General features: G+C 36.2%; 17 protein-coding genes and 1 tRNA gene. 2 read left to right on the top strand and 16 right to left on the bottom strand.

Features of this window, described 5'->3' with window-relative positions; genetic code table 11:
- Positions 1–28 precede the first annotated feature (28 nt).
- Positions 29–1378 (bottom strand): diguanylate cyclase, encoded by a 1350-nt coding sequence (locus C9I86_RS08090; protein ID WP_158258932.1) that lies wholly within the window; start codon positions 1376–1378, stop codon positions 29–31.
- A 381-nt stretch (positions 1379–1759) separates the two neighbouring features.
- Between C9I86_RS08090 and C9I86_RS08085 the strand changes: the two genes are divergently transcribed.
- Positions 1760–1833: transfer RNA gene (locus C9I86_RS08085), tRNA-Gly, on the top strand.
- A gap of 131 nt (positions 1834–1964) precedes the next feature.
- Here C9I86_RS08085 and C9I86_RS08080 read toward each other — a convergent pair.
- Both C9I86_RS08080 and C9I86_RS08075 read right to left on the bottom strand, forming a co-directional pair.
- Positions 1965–3254: a GGDEF domain-containing protein gene (locus C9I86_RS08080; RefSeq protein ID WP_107276097.1), complete on the bottom strand. Its 1290-nt coding sequence runs from the start codon at positions 3252–3254 to the stop codon at positions 1965–1967.
- A 657-nt stretch (positions 3255–3911) separates the two neighbouring features.
- The gene (locus C9I86_RS08075) at positions 3912–4400 is read right to left on the bottom strand and encodes a hypothetical protein (RefSeq protein WP_080156298.1); all 489 of its coding nucleotides are present in this window, start codon (positions 4398–4400) and stop codon (positions 3912–3914) included.
- 474 nt (positions 4401–4874) lie between these two features.
- Here C9I86_RS08075 and C9I86_RS08070 point away from each other — a divergent pair, with 474 nt between their 5' ends.
- Complete coding sequence (locus tag C9I86_RS08070) at positions 4875–5534, top strand: acyl-homoserine-lactone synthase (RefSeq protein ID WP_107276096.1); 660 nt, start codon at positions 4875–4877, stop codon at positions 5532–5534.
- Between the two features lie 59 nt (positions 5535–5593).
- On the opposite strand, the gene C9I86_RS08065 is transcribed toward C9I86_RS08070, so the two are convergent.
- The 13 genes from C9I86_RS08065 to C9I86_RS08005 form a co-directional block, all read right to left on the bottom strand.
- Positions 5594–5896: a hypothetical protein gene (locus tag C9I86_RS08065; protein WP_080156300.1), complete on the bottom strand. Its 303-nt coding sequence runs from the start codon at positions 5894–5896 to the stop codon at positions 5594–5596.
- A 264-nt stretch (positions 5897–6160) separates the two neighbouring features.
- Positions 6161–7219, bottom strand: coding sequence for a hydrogenase nickel incorporation protein HypB (gene hypB / locus C9I86_RS08060; RefSeq protein ID WP_107276095.1), 1059 nt, complete (start codon positions 7217–7219; stop codon positions 6161–6163).
- 1 nt (position 7220) lies between these two features.
- A complete protein-coding gene (hypA, locus tag C9I86_RS08055) occupies positions 7221–7562 on the bottom strand; it encodes a hydrogenase maturation nickel metallochaperone HypA (protein WP_080156302.1) in 342 nt (113 codons plus the stop codon).
- An 11-nt stretch (positions 7563–7573) separates the two neighbouring features.
- The gene (gene hypF / locus C9I86_RS08050) at positions 7574–9949 is read right to left on the bottom strand and encodes a carbamoyltransferase HypF (RefSeq protein WP_107276094.1); all 2376 of its coding nucleotides are present in this window, start codon (positions 9947–9949) and stop codon (positions 7574–7576) included.
- An 18-nt stretch (positions 9950–9967) separates the two neighbouring features.
- Positions 9968–10555, bottom strand: coding sequence for a HupE/UreJ family protein (locus C9I86_RS08045; protein WP_080156304.1), 588 nt, complete (start codon positions 10553–10555; stop codon positions 9968–9970).
- Between the two features lie 107 nt (positions 10556–10662).
- A complete protein-coding gene (fdhD, locus tag C9I86_RS08040; protein ID WP_199190760.1) occupies positions 10663–11496 on the bottom strand; it encodes a formate dehydrogenase accessory sulfurtransferase FdhD in 834 nt (277 codons plus the stop codon).
- A 49-nt stretch (positions 11497–11545) separates the two neighbouring features.
- Positions 11546–13621 carry a sigma 54-interacting transcriptional regulator gene (locus tag C9I86_RS08035; RefSeq protein WP_241956862.1) on the bottom strand — a complete coding sequence of 692 codons (2076 nt, stop codon included), beginning with the start codon at positions 13619–13621 and terminating at the stop codon, positions 11546–11548.
- 320 nt (positions 13622–13941) lie between these two features.
- The gene (fdhF, locus tag C9I86_RS08030; protein ID WP_107276092.1) at positions 13942–16086 is read right to left on the bottom strand and encodes a formate dehydrogenase subunit alpha; all 2145 of its coding nucleotides are present in this window, start codon (positions 16084–16086) and stop codon (positions 13942–13944) included.
- 59 nt (positions 16087–16145) lie between these two features.
- Positions 16146–16694 (bottom strand): 4Fe-4S dicluster domain-containing protein, encoded by a 549-nt coding sequence (locus tag C9I86_RS08025; protein WP_080156307.1) that lies wholly within the window; start codon positions 16692–16694, stop codon positions 16146–16148.
- Between the two features lie 258 nt (positions 16695–16952).
- A complete protein-coding gene (gene hycI, locus C9I86_RS08020; RefSeq protein WP_080156574.1) occupies positions 16953–17447 on the bottom strand; it encodes a hydrogenase maturation peptidase HycI in 495 nt (164 codons plus the stop codon).
- A 32-nt stretch (positions 17448–17479) separates the two neighbouring features.
- Positions 17480–17929: a formate hydrogenlyase maturation HycH family protein gene (locus C9I86_RS08015; RefSeq protein WP_107276091.1), complete on the bottom strand. Its 450-nt coding sequence runs from the start codon at positions 17927–17929 to the stop codon at positions 17480–17482.
- Positions 17926–18765, bottom strand: coding sequence for an NADH-quinone oxidoreductase subunit B family protein (locus C9I86_RS08010; RefSeq protein ID WP_080156309.1), 840 nt, complete (start codon positions 18763–18765; stop codon positions 17926–17928). The genes C9I86_RS08015 and C9I86_RS08010 overlap by 4 nt, the downstream gene beginning before the upstream one ends.
- Positions 18765–19313, bottom strand: a complete 549-nt coding sequence (locus C9I86_RS08005) for a formate hydrogenlyase complex iron-sulfur subunit (RefSeq protein WP_080156310.1) — start codon at positions 19311–19313, stop codon at positions 18765–18767. The genes C9I86_RS08010 and C9I86_RS08005 overlap by 1 nt, the downstream gene beginning before the upstream one ends.
- Positions 19314–19318: the final 5 nt, after the last annotated feature.

Below are 19318 nucleotides of genomic sequence, written 5' to 3'. Positions count from 1 at the left end.
TATATTTTATAATTATTATTTGTGAATTTTATATAGTAGTAATTCGGTTACGGCCATTATTCTTTGAATGATAAACAGCTTTATCAATATTTTTAAGCACCATCTCAATTTGATCATTTTGTGGTGAGAATGAAGTTAACCCGATAGAAACAGTAATATGAATAACTTGGCCGTCATATAAAAAAGAATGCTTATTCACAGCCCTTAAAATTCGATAACAGACATCTTCAGCATGAATGTTACTGGTTTTTTCCATAAATAAAATAAACTCTTCACCACCCCAACGAGCAATAACATCTGTTTTTCGTATGTTATTTGAACAAATACTAGCAAATACTTTTAATATTTCATCACCTGCATCATGTCCATAAGTATCATTAACCCTTTTAAAATGATCAATATCTAAAAAGGCAATACTATGTGTTGTTGTAATATTTGAAAAAAATATTTGCCTCAGTACGTTATTCATATACCTGCGATTATAAATATTAGTCAACTCATCAATAAAAATAGCAAGCTTCAATATGTTATTCGCATCATTCATATGACTATTCGTCAATAAAAGCTGCCGCTCTCGCTTGTAAATATAAAAGAAAAAAGACAACACCGTTAAATATAATACAATACGAATAATGAAATGCTTTTTCTCATTATACCTGTCATTTTGTATTGAAAACAACCAGTTACCATTAGGGACTGGTACATTAAAAACAGATATTGGCCCCTTTTCCATATCAATAATATTATCAAATATTGTTAACATTTCACCATCAGGATCAAACCCTTGAATTTTATAAGATAATTTTTTAAAAGGTAACTTATCACTGATACCTTGAAGATCACTAATCGCAATAATAAACCCTGTAAATTGGGACTTTTCATTAAAAATAGGTAATCGTAAAATAAAAGATAAACGATTATTTTGAATAAGTTTTATCGGTCCAATTAATGTAAGAGATTGATTATCAATCGATAATGAGACGCCTTTATGTCTTTTCTTTAACCGATTTAAGTTATGACCAACTGCTGAGTTATTTTTTGAATAAGGATATGTAAGTTGAATAATCCCCAATGGTGCAAATTGTAACTCAGAGACACTACTGTTGGTTGTCATAACCTCTTTTGCTAATATATTGAATTGAGAAGAATCATAATTTGTTGATTTAAATAACAAATTAAATGTTTTTAACGTAATAACCATATTATTGATTTCATTGTTAATAATCTTTGATACGTCTTGTTCAAAGACTAAATCATTTTTCTTACTCAATAGCTCAAATTGTTTTTTTTCATTTAAAAAAAACATTTCAACAACGATCAACGTTAACAATAAAGAAATAACTATTGCTACACTCGATGGGGTAATTTTTAACTTCATTATTAATACTTCAGGATGCATTAAAAACTAAGATGAAATCATCACATAGCTATTAGCTTATGTTTATAATTACATTCATATGCTTGTATCAGATATACTATCCCATATACAAGACAATGAATATAAAATACTACTAAAATACATATTTCGTCACAATTTAAACATATTATGATAAAACTTTAGGTGCGATATTCTTTAAAGACATAAAAATGCAGCATAATTTATAAAAATATAACTTTACATTAAATTCATTTATTGATGTTATTTTAAACAGTGAATATTAGATATCATACATTTTGTTCATATATTTGTACTAATTACACTAATTACCATGATTTCTATTGACCTCATAACAACAAATGTTTATTGTTTTCATATCAAGCGGATATCGTATAATGGTATTACCTTAGCTTCCCAAGCTAATGACACGGGTTCGATTCCCGTTATCCGCTCCAATCTTAATTTTATTTCTACTTGTTTTATTATTATAAGAACAATTATTCCTCCTCCTTTCTAAAATAGAACCTCTTAAATAATCATTAAATTTACTCGCACTCCTATATAAAATAAATCACCACTAATCATATTAATAAGCAGTAATAGTATACTTATTTCGCCCTGTTTTTTTTGATTGATAAAGAGCATCATCAGCATATTTAAAGGCCTCAGATAATATAATATTACTAGATGATAAAAAAGATCCGATAGATATCGTAACATCTATATCACATATCTTTTGATCACTTATAGCATGTAGCAGCGCATTTAATTTTAAATGTAACCGAGTAATATTAACAATATCATCTACTAAAATAACAAATTCTTCCCCACCCCATCGAATCCCAATATCTGACTTATTAATAGTAGCCATAATTCGATGAGATACTTCAGTTAACACATAATCGCCCATTTGATGACCATAAGTATCATTTATTTTTTTAAAATAATCTATATCGATAATAATCAAACAACTGACAATACGATTATTATCATTAAAGCAATCTTTCCTATAAAATCCCGTTAGTTTGTCTTTTTTATTTTCATTGATATTCTTCCGTAAAAATAATATGAACTCATACACTACAGATAAAAAAGTAAAAACAACTAGACAGATTAATGAAAAAAACCAATAGCTTCTTTTTATTGGAATTTTCATTGCCTCAAAATATTTTTGTTTCGCTATAATATTATAAATAAAATCATCTATTTTTACTGCTTTATCTAACTTAAAGTTAGTCATATTTTTATGATTAAAATTTCTGAAAAAATCATTCAAAAAATCAGCCTTTATATCTAATAACAATATAGAATCTATTTTTCTTTCTAAATATAATGGATAATATATTGTTATTAATTTTTCATTTGTTTTACATTGAAAGAATGGTCCTTCAACTCTCATTGTTCTATATATAATTAAATTATAACGCTCTAAGTTACGTTTAATATTTTCTTTTTTTAATAAAAAATTAAAATATTGATTACCTATATTCTTTCTTTCATCTACTTTACTCTTACATTCATTCCTATATGGCTTAATGTACATATAATTAGGATAAACATTTGCGACAGACCATAAATTACCTTTAATGATGCTATTTTCGTTAATCATATAAAAGAAGTTATCAATCGTTTCAGAAATATCTTTTACTTTATTATCAATAGGTTGCTTATTAAAAATCAATAGCTCTTTGGAATTATCACCTTTTATTAACTTAGAATTAAATACATTAATTTGATACGTATAAATCGTATCTGTTAAGTATCTAAAATATTCTTCAACTTCATTTTCAAGTTTGGCTTTTTTTATCGCTGTAAAATTAAAAGTAATAAAAAAAGAAGCTAATAAAATCAAAAAAAATCTATACATTTTAATCATAATAACTCATATGTAACAATGAAACAAAATTACCATATTAATTTTTACATCTTTTCAATATGTATTGGTATACCCTAAAAATTATATTAATATAGGTTATTACCTATATTATCTAACAAATATAATTAAACGCATTAAAAAAACATTTAATTAACAATAACATTACTTGTAAAATATATTATTGCCTTTATGATTAAGGTTAGTACGTGTGTATTTTAACATTTCGTTTTTTAAAATAGATTAGAATTTAAGAAAATGATAAGGATTAATATGCATAAGCAATATCTTCCACATCTTTTTATCAAAAGTAATATAACTTCAATATATTAACTTAATAGAAAAACACCTGATTCTAACTAATAATATATTATTTATAAATTAATACCTATATCAATTTTACATATATTAAAATCAACCTTATCATAAAAATGAATTATACAAGCTAAAACAAACGCTTATATAATGTATTGTACTCTCTATTATTTTTCTTATCTGTTTATTATTCCAGCAATAAACGATAAATATTTCAATATAATGATAATAATATCAATTAACAATTCTCATTATCAAAATACAGAAACCAATAAATGAAAAAGCGATATCAATATAATTAATATCGCTCTTGATCTTCATTTGATATGCAACGGCACGTACAAATTAAAATATAGGTTCTGTTTTATTCCACGATTGCACAAATCCTTGAGCTGAAATCTTAAAATCTAATTCTGTTTTTTGGTTATATATATTGACAAAAATTTTATGAATCTTGACTGTTTCTGTATATTTAAACTGCGTAATTAAAAAAGCAAGTCCTTCATTTGTCGTGGGAGTATAAACCCAATAATTTTTACCATCTTTCGGTCTACGACAAATCTTATCCATTTCTACTTTTTGGCCATTAATCGTCATTAAGACAATTTTATCTAACCCATTTTTATTACATTGGCTCAAAAATCGCTCAAAGCCATTATTATTATACTTTGCCTTATAAAGCGAAAAGAACACTTTTTGTTGTCCCCTTTGCTCATCAATTAAAGACGATAAAACATAATGCCCATCAATCCCTGAAGAATTCCATTCTGATGCATTTGCATGAACAGGCAACATTGTGGCACAAGTCCAAGCAAACCAAAAAAATTTACTCATATTATTCCTTTAACATCAATAAAATAAACAATACCAGCACGACATTGTTTTATCCAAAATTAAATCTTATGGCATCAGTATTTAAAAAACATATCAATATAATAACGACTAATAAAATAATGAGAATAGTTAATGAAAACGAATCAGGCGCGATCACAAATATATATTCAACACTATTTAAAGCAGCATTATTTTTGCGATGAATGACAAAATTGCAAACGATAAACAAGGATATAAATCTTATTGCAATCGTATTCATTTATCGATTTGATAAAAAATAAAACCCCATCAAAAATACTTTTACAACATACAAGTATTGCTTATTAATACTAAAATGGCGCATAATACACAAATGGAAAAACAGACATCGATTTTATTTGATGATAGTCACACTATATACATATCGATGCATTAATTGATAAATGAACACCTTATCATTCATCTATAAATTATCTTTATTAAGTCGGTTATTGAATGTACACAAGTGTAATCAAAAATTTAGCTATTCCTTTAGGCTCACAGCCACAAGAAATATTGCAGAACAATTTTCTACAATTCATTGATGAGCATATCCATTTAAATGGTGATAGTAATTTCTTTGCTACATTAGTCTCAGCTCGTATACAGACGATTAATCACTTAATGCCGTTACAAACCGATAATCTATACCACTGTATTACTAGTGATTATGCCCAAGCTATAAATGGTGTAGTGCCACTGGAAGATCTTGCACCACATTATATTGAAATAGAAAAGCAAGCCATTTCGTTATTCGGCAATATTTTATGTTGTTGGGCTGAGTATGAGCATTACTGTATTATTCAACGAGTAATTAAATACCCATTAACAAAAAACAACCCACCACAGGTGGTAGATAACAATGATAAAAATATAGTGGAAGTTGTTGCTAACATAGAGAATGATACGCGCTTGTTTATCACGCCGTATTGTGACCTTCCAATGACGTTAAGTAATGCGATTGCATTAAAAACCATTGAAAATTTCGTGAAGAAAAAACAATGTTACGAACTACTTTATTTTTTAGCGCTCTCGGTTAATGGTGAATATATGATTCAATACTATTATGAAAAAAATACGTTGTTTCCCACCCTACTAACAACAACACATGTCTAGAGCATAATACATACAAAAAATGCTCATACTGATAATAGTACGAGCATCTTAATTTTCACTTACAGGCCAGTCCACATCGCAGCACCTGCGGCCCAAACTTCAACATAGTTGGCATTGCATCGAAACTTTAAATAACCACGATTATTATCTTTTTGATAATTAACATATACCCAACCACGGTTATCTTTCGACTTATTATCCACACTGTTATCAGACATTGCGCTAACGATATAATTTGTTTTAACAGCGATCCGTTGTTGACACATTTCAATATCTTTAACTGTCGGCGGTTGACGTGTTTCAGTCGTAATATCACAGCCGGCTAATAATAATAATGCGGTCACAAAAGCGTATTTTTTCATTGGCTACTTACGTTGTTTATCATCAAGATTATTGCTAATGAGAGACATAACGTAGGTGCACGCTTAGGCTCTGTTAGCTTGTTTGCGCGGGATTCTATAGATAAATAAAAAAAATGATAGTAATACTTTGTCTGTTTGGAAAAATTTTTGAACATTATCACTAATTAACTTTAATTCATGCTTATCGACAGATAATATTTAAAATGCTGCCTGTATATAAAATATATTTACAGCATTTTAAAACAAATAATATTCGCGAAATAATTACAGTTGTTGTCGGTTTTCGTTTAACCAATTAAACCATGCATCCATTCCTTCACCTGTTTTTGCTGACAGTTTAATAACTTGAATTGTAGGATTCACTTTACGTGCATTAGCAATACAATCATCTATATTGACATCAACATAAGGTAATAAATCAACTTTATTGATAATCATTAAATCAGCAGCTGCAAACATATTTGGGTATTTAAGCGGTTTATCCTCACCTTCCGTCACGGATAAAATCGCAACTTTAGAGGCTTCACCGAGATCAAAGCTTGCAGGGCAAACTAAATTACCGACATTTTCAATAAACAAAAAACCAGGTTCATTAATCGCAAGCTGATGATAGGCATCATGGATCATTTGTGCATCAAGGTGGCAACCTTTACCGGTGTTAACCTGAATAGCAGGAACAGCGGTTGCTCGAATACGATCGGCATCGTTGCTGGTTTGTTGATCACCCTCGATCACAGCACAAGCACACTGATCTTTTAATGTCATTAATGTTTCGGTTAATAAGGTTGTTTTACCTGAGCCTGGACTTGATACTAAATTTAGTACTAATTGATGGTTTTCAATAAAATGCTCACGATTATGTGCTGCTAACTGATTATTATTACCTAGAATATCCATTTCTAATGTTAATAACTGTCGTTGTGATACACCAGCAACATGCACTTCAGCTTCACCCTTACCGTAATGTAAATCACCAGAATCTAAACACTCAGGTTGATGATCTGCATGATGATGATCATGACTATGGGCGTGGTGATGATCGTGGTCATGCGAATGTATATGACCCTTTTCATGCTCATGATGATGCCCATCCACATGTTGCTGCGGCATAACACCAGCAGGCAAAGAATAATGAAAATGATGATGAACATCACCCTGATGGTGATAGTGGTGGTGAATCACAACTGATTGTGGTACTTCTGCCGCTAATTGATCGTTATGCTGGTGATGATGATCATGGTGTTCATGAGCATATTCGTGAGAATCCTGTTCGTGAGAATGACCTTCAATTCTGCTATCACCGCAGCCGCATACGTTACACATATTATTCAACCTCGATATGTTTAATCATTAATTCTTCTCCAGTTTCAACATTAAGTTGATAACCGTGACAGCGCGGGCAACTCACCCCTCGCTCAGGAATTTCTACATGTTGCTGGCAATCTAAACACCATACACGAGCAGCAATAGATTCAATCTTCAATTGGGCGCCTTCCGCAATCGTGTCACGACAAGCAAATTCAAACCCTGTTGCTAATGCTTGAGGTTCAATACACGACAAAGTACCAATGGTCAGGGTTACACTAACAACACGCTTAAACCCTTGTTTCTCTGCTTGTTCAACCACGGTATCAACCGTATTTATACTTAGTGATAGTTCATGCATTTTAGTGGCACCTATGGGGTAATAGTTGAATCTAGTGGATGGTGAAGCGCATACCATAACTGTCCCGCTGCGATTGCACCGTCATTTGATGGCAGTTTTTCACCACAATATAACGGTTGCGATAGGACAGAGAACTGGTGATAAATTTGATCCATCAATACTCGGTTTTGAAAAACACCACCACCAAGAACAACTGCGTGGTGAGGATGTTGTTTCGCAATCGTGACAATCATTTTAGCAATAGCCATAAACACACTATGTGCTAAGCTATTAATCCATATTTGATGCTGTATATCATTGATTTCACCAACAAGCGGCACTACATGTGCAAATAATGGCTGCCAATCAAAGATACCGCTGTCTGTGATCTGAAAAGACAATGGAATATGGCATAGATCTTGTTTAGCCGCTTGTTCTAATAACAGCCCACATTGACCTTCATAATTAACCTTATCAATCAACCCAAGTAAGCAAGCCCAAGCATCGATAAATCGTCCCATTGATGAGGTATAAGGTGAACGACTACCACTTTGCCACAACCGATATAAATTATTGAAATAGCTATCATTCCAAGAAGAAAAAGCATTTAACTGCATCGCTTTAATATCATCAAGACAATAGCATTCAAGTAACATTGCAAATAATAGTCGTGCAGGCTCTTTTATTGCTTTTTCACCACCAAGAAGACGGAAAGGACGTAAATAACCGAGACGTTGATAGTCTTGGCACGATGCTAGTAACACTTCACCTCCCCAAACCGTATCATCATCACCTTGACCTGTGCCGTCAAAAGTAAAACCAATCACCGGTTTGGTTAAATTAAATTCAGCCATTACAGCCAAAATATGCGCATGGTGGTGCTGTACTTGTAATAAATTTAATGGGATTTTTGATTCAGAAATCAATTTCTTGGCGTAGATTGATGAAGAGTAACCCGCATGTTTATCGCACACAAGTTGTGGTGCCGTCACTTGATATAGCTCTTGTAACTCAGTCACAGCTTGTTGATAACGCTGCTCAGTATCAAGATTGTTAAGATCACCAATATAAGGTGATAAAACCCATTGTTGAGGTAAAGCTAAAGCTATCGTAGATTTTTGTTGTGCGCCTAAAGCTAATGTCATCGTCTCAGCTTTATGACCAAAATGGCTATAGGGCGCATAACCACGCGCCATACGTAGAGTACGTATTTTTCCACCAGCATAATGAACGACACTGTCATCACAGGCATGAATAATGGGACGATTATGATCAAGTACACTATCAATAACCCCCCAAAATTGGTGTTTAATTTGCTCAATATCTGTCGCAATTGGCATGCCAGAAACATTCGCACTGGTCATGACTAACACGGCGGTTGCATTAATGTCAGCTAACGCGGTAAACAATAAATAATGCAAAGGAGTATAAGGTAGCATAACCCCTAAATAAGGCACATTAGGTGCAACATTCGCAGCAACACTCACACCAGACGGGGTGCCATGAATAGTTTGATATTTATGCATTAACACGATCGGGCGAGCCTGAGCATCCAATGCTTGCCACTCCATCGCATCACCAATGACTAATTGTTGTGCCGACGTAATATCTGCAACCATTACCGCTAATGGTTTTTGTTGGCGATGTTTAATATGGCGCAATTGTGCAACAACATCAGGATTGGTGCCATCACAAACAAGGTGAAAACCACCTAATCCTTTAATCGCAACCACCGCCCCAGCTTGAAGACGTTTGGCTAATTGATTAATGGCCGCTTGCTGGGTTAATTCATCTGATATAGCGTTATCATGATAATCAATAAACCGTGTCCATGGTCCGCAAACTGCACAACTTATTGGCTGAGCATGGTAACGACGATCAAGGGGATTTTCATACGCTTGTTGACAATCATGACATAATGCAAAGCTTGCCATACTGGTTGCTACGCGGTCATAAGGTAATGATCGCGTAATACTGTAACGAGGGCCACAATGAGTACAATTGGTAAAAGGATAACGATAATAACGCGAAGTAGGATTCATAATGTCTTGTTTACAGGCATTACAAAGCCCTTGATCGGGAGAAACACACACTGTAGTACTATCACAATACTGGCTTTTCTCGATACTAAATAATGTTGGTTTTTCTGCGTTGAACCATAATGATAATGGCATCACTGTCATTTGATCTATACGACTTAATAGCGGTGCTTGTTGCTGAAGTTCAATAATAAATTGTTCAAGGTTTTCAATCTTACCTTGAGCATCTATCTTGACGCCTTCTGAATCATTAATTACCCATCCAACAAGCGCATATTTCAGCGCCAGTTGGTAGACAAAGGGGCGGAAACCGACCCCTTGTACAATGCCGGTAATATGAATATATTGTCGTGCAAAGTTGTCTTTCACTGCGATTTTCCAGCTAAATTACGACAGCATTAATATGCCACCAAAGGCTGCCATAACAACACCAACTACACGCATTAAACGTTGGTTGATTGTTGATGTCATGACGAACTTACCTAATGCAATACCTGACACATGTAAGATTGCCGTTGCTACAATAAAACCACTGAAGTATTCCAGTGCTTGTGCGTCAAGCGGCATTTCCATGCCATGTGCCATACCGTGGAATAGTGCGAAAGCCATTACTAAGCCCGTTGCCACTTTCTCTGACATACGGCCACCAGCTAATAACATTGCCCCCATACCAATAACAGATAAAGCAATACCCATTTCAATGCCCGGTAATACCATGCCCGCAACACCTAATGCACCACCGATAACCATAATTCCAATAAATGCCATAGGTAAACGTGATACTGCTTTACCGCCCATTAATGCCGCTAATAGACCCACACCAATCATTACGGATAAGTGATCAAGACCTGTAAATGGGTGAACAAAACCGGTCATAAAACCCGTTGTTGTATGGGGACCTATGTGACCTGGGTGTGCTAAAACGAGGGGTGAAAAAAGAGTAAGCGCACTGGCAACAATATGTTTAAGTTTCATTTATTTTTGTCCTTAGTGTAATAGAATGAAAACCCGACCTAACGGGGATTTATTGCTAATGAATAATAAGCTTATTCATTAACATTAAATTCAATACCTAAGCGTGATTAAATCATTCCTATAATGCGCTCAGAATGCGTATAAGCATCTGCACGGCCATTACGACAATGACCCAATAACGTCAGGTTAAGTTTTTCCGCTAAATCAACGGCCATTTTGGTCGCTGATGAAATCGCTAATAATACTTCAACGCCTGCTGCCGCTGCTTTTTGAACCATTTCAAAACTGGCACGACTTGTGACCAATACAGCGCCACCGGTTAGCTGTTGTTGATGAATACACCCCACCAATTTATCTAATGCAATATGACGACCGACATCTTCAAAAATAGCAGCGACTTGACCTTGGTTATCGATATACACCGCAGCATGAGCAGAGCCTGTTAGTTGATTCAATTGCTGCTTGCGTAATAATTGTTGTAAGACAGGATCAAGATGACTTAAATCAAATTGCACCGATGACGGCACAGGTGCTAATACACGGCATACCGTTTCTAATTTTTCTTCACCACAAATACCACACCCCGTCAGCCCTGCTAATGAGCGACGTTTTTGCTGCAAACGTACAACACAACGGTTAGCAATGGTAACGTTAATATTGATGCCATCGCATGTGGGTGTCATCTCAATATCATGAATATCACGATGGTGATCAATGATCCCTTCTGATAACGAAAAGCCAATCGCAAACTGTTCTAAGTCATTAGGCGTGCACATCATGACGGTATAAGCAACACCATTAAAAGCAATGGCAACCGGCGTTTCTTCAATAATGTAATCAAGTTCATTGCAATCATTTTTGCCTTTACGGTAACGTACAATAGGACGTTCACTTGCATTACAAAACATCGATTCCGGTAACGCTTCAAAGGTGTTCAACATCTTTTTCCTTTACTTATCTATTACGATATTTATTTTTTATTTATAATATTCAATTAATTAAACGAAAATCTTGACTATTCAAACCCATTTTTTGCATGCGTGATAACAATGTAGTTCGCTTTAAACCCAACTGATTCGCCGCACCATTAGGACCTGCAATAACACCACCACAATGAATTAATGCATCGACTATCATTTGTTTATCAATCATCGGTGACGGTAATTTAACATCAGCGGGCAATACAACATCTTGTATCACAGGCTCGACTGGCGTAAGAGTTAACATTGATGGTGATGAAACCAATTCTTGGGTTGGCACGTTAAGCACATGACCTCGTGTCAAAATAACTGAACGTTCGATCACATTACGTAACTCACGCACATTACCGGGCCATGAGAATTGCTGCATAATATGCATATCTTCAACCGCAATAGAGGTAATATTTTTACCCATTTTTTTTGCTAACTCTCGCGTAAAATGTTTTACCAATAAAGGAATATCTTCTGCTCGTTCTCGTAACGGCGGAATCTCAATTGGAAAAACATTTAAGCGATAATACAAGTCATTACGAAATTGTTTTTGTTGTACCATGTCTAATAGGTTCACATTAGTCGCCACCACAATACGAACATCAATACTGATCAACTGATTTTTACCAACACGCTCAATTTCATTTTCTTGCAAAACACGTAATAATTTAGGCTGTAACTCCAATGGCATATCGCCAATTTCATCTAGAAATAGTGTGCCTTTATGCGCTTGTTCAAATCGCCCCACACGTTGAGTTACAGCACCTGTGAATGCACCACGTTCATGACCAAACAATTCACTTTCAAACAAACCACTCGGGATCGCCGCACAATTCATCTTTACCATGTCAGTTTTACTGCGATGACTCATTTTATGGATCGCACGTGCAATCAACTCTTTACCTGTACCAGATTCACCTAAAATTAATACGGTACTGTCACAGCTTGCTACTAATGCAACTTGCTCTAACACTTTATTCATCACTTCACTTTGACTAATAATGTCATCGAAAATAGCATGCTCGTCATAGCTCTCTTCAATGCTGATAAACTTAGTCTGTGGTCGATGCGGTGTTGCTGATTGATGCACTTTTATACTGTGTATAGCCAATGCAACACGGGCTGATATTTGCTTAAATAACTCAATCTCCGTCTGCTGAAATTGTGTTTCTACTGCCTTGACATAACAGATATAACCGATCGTTAACCCTCTAAATATCATAGGTATAATACAAGCACTTTTAGCCTGTGATGAAAAATAGGGACTATTATCATCATGGTTTAATTTATAAATATCAGCCGCAGTCAAAATAACAGCTTGGTTATTTTGAACCGCATTCTTAATCATACTGTCATCGGTAAAAAAATGGCATTGATAATCCATTTCACCATTAATATCAACATCACCACCAGAATATTGATTATAGTGGCCGTCTTGAGACTGTATAATTGATAGTTCATTCATTCCAAAGCGTTGATATAAAAAACGCAATAATGAACCAATCAGTTCTTTTTTTGAACTCTGATTAATAACCGCATTTGTAATATCAACTAAAAACTGGAAATCTTTATGCTCATTACTTAATTGCTGAGTGAGCGATGATGCAATTTGATGTTCAAGAATATGTTCGATCATTGCAGCAACCATATTATTGAACAGTTTAAATTGTTTTTCTACATCATCATGATTAGGTAGACGAAGGTTAATATATTCAATAGCACCTAACTGTTGGTTTGCTATTAGTAGCGGTATTTTACAGTATGTTTGGATATTAGTGTATGCCGGATGAAGAGATAATTGAGGAAAAGTACGATAAAGCTCTTCACCATTAATGTAATGGCTATATTCACACGATACAACATGATGAAGACTTAAACTATCTTCTGAATAATCATAACGTTGGAACTCTTTATCTGCATTTTGATAATATAAAATTGATTGAGCACTTATGTCATCTTTTAAAATAATATTAACACGATCAGCATCGATAAATAATAAACGTTCATTATTTAGAAAATTAATCACACCTGAAATGTCATTTATAGACAATAATGCCTTAGAAAAGATCATTAAATCGCTTTCAAAGTTTTCCATGCTAACATTAACTCTTACTGATAATATGGCTCGAATAGCGAATAAAAATCCAAGCATTTGTTATACAATTCTCAATCATTTTAATAACCAAGTATTGATCCATATCAATCAATAATTATTAACAACAGTATCTTTAAAATAAAACGAATAAAAATTAAAATATTTGAGCTGACAAATAAATTAAAACAATGATTTTTAATCACAAAAAATATAAGGAACCAAGATAAAAATAATCAATCTTTTATCTTGGAAACCTTATTTTCATTTATGATGCTATATATTGTATATAAAACATAACAAGTCTTATTTACACAACATTTTTATGCATTAGCAACATGGTTTTTCAAACGTGCTTTTAAATTACTGTATTCAGTTTGTACATAATTTTCAGCCCATGGCTGATCATCAATGTTCTCTACTTTAACCGCACAGTATTTAAATTCAGGCGTATTTGAAATAGGATCGACATGCTCAATGGTTAATTCATTACATGCGCCAATCCACCATTGGTATGTCATGTAAACCACACCTCTGTTTACGCGCTCATTGTAGTTAGCACGCGAGATAACTTTGCCGCGACGAGAAGATACCCACACTAATTGTTGATCATCGATCCCCAATGCTTTGGCATCATCTGGGTGCATTTGCACATAACCAGGTTCATCAGCCAATGTTTGTAGTGCAGAACAGTTACCTGTCATTGAACGACAAGAATAGTGGCCCACTTCACGTACAGTTGACAATACCAATGGATATTCGGCATCAGGTTGCTCTAGCGGCGGACGCCAATCAGCACCAATGAAGATACCTTTACCCGAAGGTGTAGTGAACTTGTTGTCTTTAAATAAGTAAGACGTACCTGGGTGATCTTCTGTTGGACAAGGCCATTGTACAGATTTTAGATCAGCCATTTTTTCATACGTCACACCGGCATAATCAGGACATAACGCACGTAGTTCATCCCAGATTTCTTCAGTGTTATTGTACGACATAGGGTAACCCATGTACGTTGCTAACAAACTAAAGATTTCCCAGTCAGGTTTCACATTACCGGTCGGAACCACTGCTTTATAGAAGCGTTGGAAACCACGGTCAGCACTACTGTACACGCCTTCATGTTCACCCCAGCTTGTTGCAGGGAAAATAACATCCGCAAATTCCGCTGTTTGAGTCATGAAGATATCTTGAACGATAACCAATTCCATTTTACGCATAGTCGCGCGCATGGCGGCAAGATCAGCTTCAGTTTGTGCTGGATCTTCACCAAAGATATAAAACGCTTTACAAATACCTTCATCAGCCTTGTGCCCAACTTCAGTCAGACGGTAGCCTGGCTTACCTGAAAGCTCAACACCCCACGCTTTTTCAAACTTTTCTCGGTTTGCATCAATGTTTACGTCTTGATAGCCAGGGAATTGGTGCGGCAACATACCCATATCACAGGTACCTTGAACGTTGTTTTGACCACGAACCGGACCACAACCTACACCAGGACGGCCAAAGTTACCGGTTAACAGTGCAAGACCCGCTAAACCACGAACCACGTCAACTGCCTGACCGTACTGAGTAACGCCCATACCCCATAGAATCATAGCTTCAGGTGCCGCAGCGTAAGTACGTGCAGCCAAACGGATATCCGCAGCTTTTAGACCTGTTACTTCTTCCACTGTTTCTGGCGTGTAACGTGAAGCAATTTCACGGAACTCATCAAAACCTTCAGTGTTGTATTGTACGAACGCTTTATCGTAAAGATTTTCTTCGATAATCACATTTGCTAACGCATTAACAAGTGCCATGTTCGAGCCGTTCTTTAACGCTAACCATTGATCAGCAACACGCGCAGATTCGATCTTACGTGGGTCACATACAATAATTTTAGCGCCATTTGCACGGGCTTTTAAAATATGTCGTGCTACAACTGGGTGAGAATCAGCCGCGTTGTAACCGAAGATGAGTAAGCATTTAGTTTGTTGAATTTCGGGAATCGCGTTACTCATTGCGCCATTACCTACTGTTGTCTCCAGACCGGAGACTGATGGTGCGTGTCACACCCTAGCACAGTGGTCAACATTGTTGGTTCCGATCACCGCCCTTGCGAGTTTTTGCATCACATAGTTGGCTTCGTTACCCGGACCGCGGGCTGAACCTGTTGTCATTATCGCATCTGGACCATACTGCTTTTTAATTGCCATTAGCTTATCGCCGGCAAATTGAATAGCTTCGTCCCAAGACACGGCTTCTAAGGCTGACTCACGTGTACGGCGAATCATTGGTTGCTTCAAGCGTGGCGTTAATAAGTTGGTATCGTTGAGGAAATCCCAACCATAGTAGCCTTTCAAACAAAGTTGGCCTTCATTGGTACGACCCATTGCTGGTTCTGCTGCCACGACTTTGTTATTTTCGACAACCAACTTTAGTTTGCACCCAGTACCACAGTAGGGACAAACAACAATTGATTTTTTCATACTAACCTTTTTGGCTATAATTGTTATTAATGCGTATTTTAAACCAAGGGTTTATAACACTAACGAATGATTGCTACAGCATCATTGAGCGCTGCTGCTTCACGTTTTTGCTTGCTGGCTTCGGTCAATGTTTCAGGTTCAATAATCTGAATCGCGTTTGTTGGACAGACTTCCACACACGCAGGACCAGCATCACGATGGGAACACAAGTCACACTTTAATGCTTGAGACTGAGGAACCATGCGCTTAAATAACGACGCGCCTTTGGACTCTTCAACCATTTTAGTCACAACATTCATTGCGCCGAAAGGACAAGCGATGACACAGGTTTTACACCCGATACAACGTGACTGAATCACTTTCACATAACCATCTTCTAAAACGATGGCATTATTAGGGCAAACCTGAGCACAAGGTGCATCATCACATTGACGACACATAACTGGTGTTGTTACATGCGCATTTTTCACCAAGGTCAAACGAGGTGTAAATTCTACTGCATCAACACCAGTAAGCATTCCGTCTACTTGGTGAGAAACAACACATGCAATTTCACAGGTTCGACACCCAATACACAGATTTGGATCTGCAAAAACAAACCGGTTCATGGTCTATACCTTGTTAATGTCGATACATCACAGCATAGTGTTATGCTACGATACTTTATAAGCATTTATTGTACCAAAAATATCCACAAATCGAATTTATTTTTAAGCCAATGAAATATAGTTAAAAAAAAAGAAAGCGCGAGCACTGTCACGCTTTCTTTTTTTAGAGTGTCGATAATCACTTTCTATTAATCAAATCCATCGTCATTTTTCGTCAATACTATCGACACTTTATCGACACCGACTAACAGCGATTACTTAGCAATGCTCAAAACCACCCGATCCTTGCCATTCAGGTAAACGCTGATAAATAGTTTCAACCGCGGTTTGCACCATCTCAGTTAATGGAAATGAAAATGCGACAATCGCAGGCTGAATACCCACAAAAATAACCTCAGGCACAAAGGTTTTTAAATCATCAATCAAAAAATTGAGCGGTAAACTATGGGTCGAGACCACATACATATCGACAATAGTTTCTGGATCAATAATTCTCACTTCTCCCGCCTGTTCACCGATATCAGCCGCATCCACCACAATCACTCGTTGCGGTTGAGCTTTACGAATAAGGTGCAAACAATCTTCAGGCATCGAGCCGCCTTCAAGTACACTCCAGCCTGTAATCGGATTATCTTTGATCATTTTTGCTAATAAGGGTCCTGCGCCATCATCTCCCATCATGCTATTACCCACGGTGAGTACAATATTGCTGACAGACAAATCAACATCATCGTTAGAGACACTTTCGCCCATCACTGTTGACAAATTCACTTCCTGTAACATAGTTAGCGTATTCCTCGAATCATCATATACATGGTCGGTTCACGGTGAATATCCCCAAGCGCGGTAATAAAATCACGAGTCAATTGCTGTGATCGCGCATTTTGAGTTGAACTATCAATCCGATCAAACGCTAATGCCAGCATATTAAGATGTTCAGGATAAATGGTGATTTCACCAAACACAAAATAGCCTTTCATTTTATTAAATGCTTCACCGTCTTGTGGTAAGCCACTGATCCAATCTAGGTATTCATCACCTTCACATTCAATTACGGCCTTTAAACAATCGACCACACCTAAATGGTGACCGATCGCCAAACTGTAATACATGATCTGCTTAGCTTCTTCTGGCACATCATAGCTCTCATCAACAAACTTACGTCCTAAGGTATAAAAGTAGACGTGGCCTTGATAATGACGCGACTGTGTTAATTCCACTAAAGCAGTTCTCATTGGTGACAACCTTCACACGATGCTTGACCTTGTTGTGTGCTCGGGCATGCTTCTGAACCTGTTAATGCTGTCATGGTTTTTGATAGCAAAATATTCACGATTTCAGTAAGTCGCGGATCATCTTTAGTTGCAAGGTAAGCACTGATTTTTTGATCAACGTCATCGGCACTACAAGTAGCGAGTACATTCATAACGTCATCAGCAATACGTTGTCCTTGCACATAACCTGCAAGTACGCGTGCTTGACGCTCAATCATCACTTTAATATCCAATGGAATTTCAGTGTGTTTTAAACTTGCCTTTTGTACTTCAGGTTGATGCACTTTGGCTTTTAATTTTTGATCAAGTAAACCCAGTGCAACCGCAAACCCATAAATGGTCGCCGCGGGGGTCGGAGGACAACCAGGAATATATACATCTACGGGAACAATTTTATCCGTACCACCCCATACACAATAAAGGTCGTGGAAAATACCACCATCACAACCACATGCACCGTATGAAATCACAATCTTAGGATCAGGTGCTGCTTCATAAGCACGTAATGCTGGTGCACGCATAGCACGAGTTACTGAACCGGTATACAGCAAAATATCAGCATGACGTGGAGACGCTACAATTTTAATACCAAAGCGCTCGGTATCAAAAATAGGTGTCGTGGCCGCAAAAATTTCGATCTCACATGCGTTACAACCACCGCAGTCAACTCGGTATACATACGCTGAACGACGAATCTCCTTGATCAATGCATCTTTTAGCTTTTGGCTATTCGGTGGCAATTCAACAGGTACGGTTTGAGTGTGGGCTGTGCCGACTAATTGTTTAATACCTTTCATTACTTTTGATCCCCAAGGTAACGTAGGTGACTGACATTTTCGCTATCTAGCATATTGTTACGACGACGACATTCAGGGCATGTTTCAATTTGCTTACGGCGCTCTTGAAGTTGCTCACCCGTTACACCACTGTGTGCTAACGTATCTAAAACATATTCAAGTAACTTACGTGCCACAAATGGACGTTCACATTGACGACAATTTGCTAACGTAAATACCGCTTCATCATAAAGATCGGCTTTACTGGTTACCGCTAACTCAAAATTCTGAGTCAATTTAATCGCATGAGTTGGACACACTTCTTCACAACGGCCACAGAAAATACAGCGAGCGGTTGACAGTTCCCAACGACGAGTGCCCGCTTTGGCATCTGTTTCCATGATCAAAGCATTAGCAGGACAAGCACGCGTACATGCACCACAAGATAAACACTGATCAGCGTCTAATTCTGGCTTACCACGAAAATCTTCATTCACTTCCATCGGAGCAAAAGGATATTTGGTGGTAACTGACCCTGTTTTTATTACCGTTTTTAATAACTTAAACACATGAC

The organism is Photobacterium sp. NCIMB 13483, from assembly GCF_003025475.1.
Lineage (GTDB): Bacteria > Pseudomonadota > Gammaproteobacteria > Enterobacterales > Vibrionaceae > Photobacterium > Photobacterium piscicola.
The sequence above is the reverse complement of the archived record's forward strand: the minus strand, read 5'-3'. Positions and strand labels throughout refer to the sequence as shown.

What these genes read in the sequence shown, in the direction of transcription:
- hypB (WP_107276095.1), bottom strand. Translation starts at nt 7,219, where the DNA reads ATGTGTAACGTATGCGGCTGCGGTGATAGCAGAATTGAAGGTCATTCT.
- hycI (WP_080156574.1), bottom strand. Translation starts at nt 17,447, where the DNA reads ATGGGCGAAAGTGTCTCTAACGATGATGTTGATTTGTCTGTCAGCAAT.
- C9I86_RS08070 (WP_107276096.1), top strand. Translation starts at nt 4,875, where the DNA reads ATGTACACAAGTGTAATCAAAAATTTAGCTATTCCTTTAGGCTCACAG.
- C9I86_RS08065 (WP_080156300.1), bottom strand. Translation starts at nt 5,896, where the DNA reads ATGAAAAAATACGCTTTTGTGACCGCATTATTATTATTAGCCGGCTGT.
- C9I86_RS08010 (WP_080156309.1), bottom strand. Translation starts at nt 18,765, where the DNA reads ATGAAAGGTATTAAACAATTAGTCGGCACAGCCCACACTCAAACCGTA.
- C9I86_RS08025 (WP_080156307.1), bottom strand. Translation starts at nt 16,694, where the DNA reads ATGAACCGGTTTGTTTTTGCAGATCCAAATCTGTGTATTGGGTGTCGA.
- C9I86_RS08075 (WP_080156298.1), bottom strand. Translation starts at nt 4,400, where the DNA reads ATGAGTAAATTTTTTTGGTTTGCTTGGACTTGTGCCACAATGTTGCCT.
- C9I86_RS08015 (WP_107276091.1), bottom strand. Translation starts at nt 17,929, where the DNA reads ATGAGAACTGCTTTAGTGGAATTAACACAGTCGCGTCATTATCAAGGC.
- C9I86_RS08080 (WP_107276097.1), bottom strand. Translation starts at nt 3,254, where the DNA reads ATGATTAAAATGTATAGATTTTTTTTGATTTTATTAGCTTCTTTTTTT.
- C9I86_RS08035 (WP_241956862.1), bottom strand. Translation starts at nt 13,621, where the DNA reads ATGGAAAACTTTGAAAGCGATTTAATGATCTTTTCTAAGGCATTATTG.
- C9I86_RS08090 (WP_158258932.1), bottom strand. Translation starts at nt 1,378, where the DNA reads ATGAAGTTAAAAATTACCCCATCGAGTGTAGCAATAGTTATTTCTTTA.
- hypA (WP_080156302.1), bottom strand. Translation starts at nt 7,562, where the DNA reads ATGCATGAACTATCACTAAGTATAAATACGGTTGATACCGTGGTTGAA.
- C9I86_RS08045 (WP_080156304.1), bottom strand. Translation starts at nt 10,555, where the DNA reads ATGAAACTTAAACATATTGTTGCCAGTGCGCTTACTCTTTTTTCACCC.
- fdhD (WP_199190760.1), bottom strand. Translation starts at nt 11,496, where the DNA reads ATGTTGAACACCTTTGAAGCGTTACCGGAATCGATGTTTTGTAATGCA.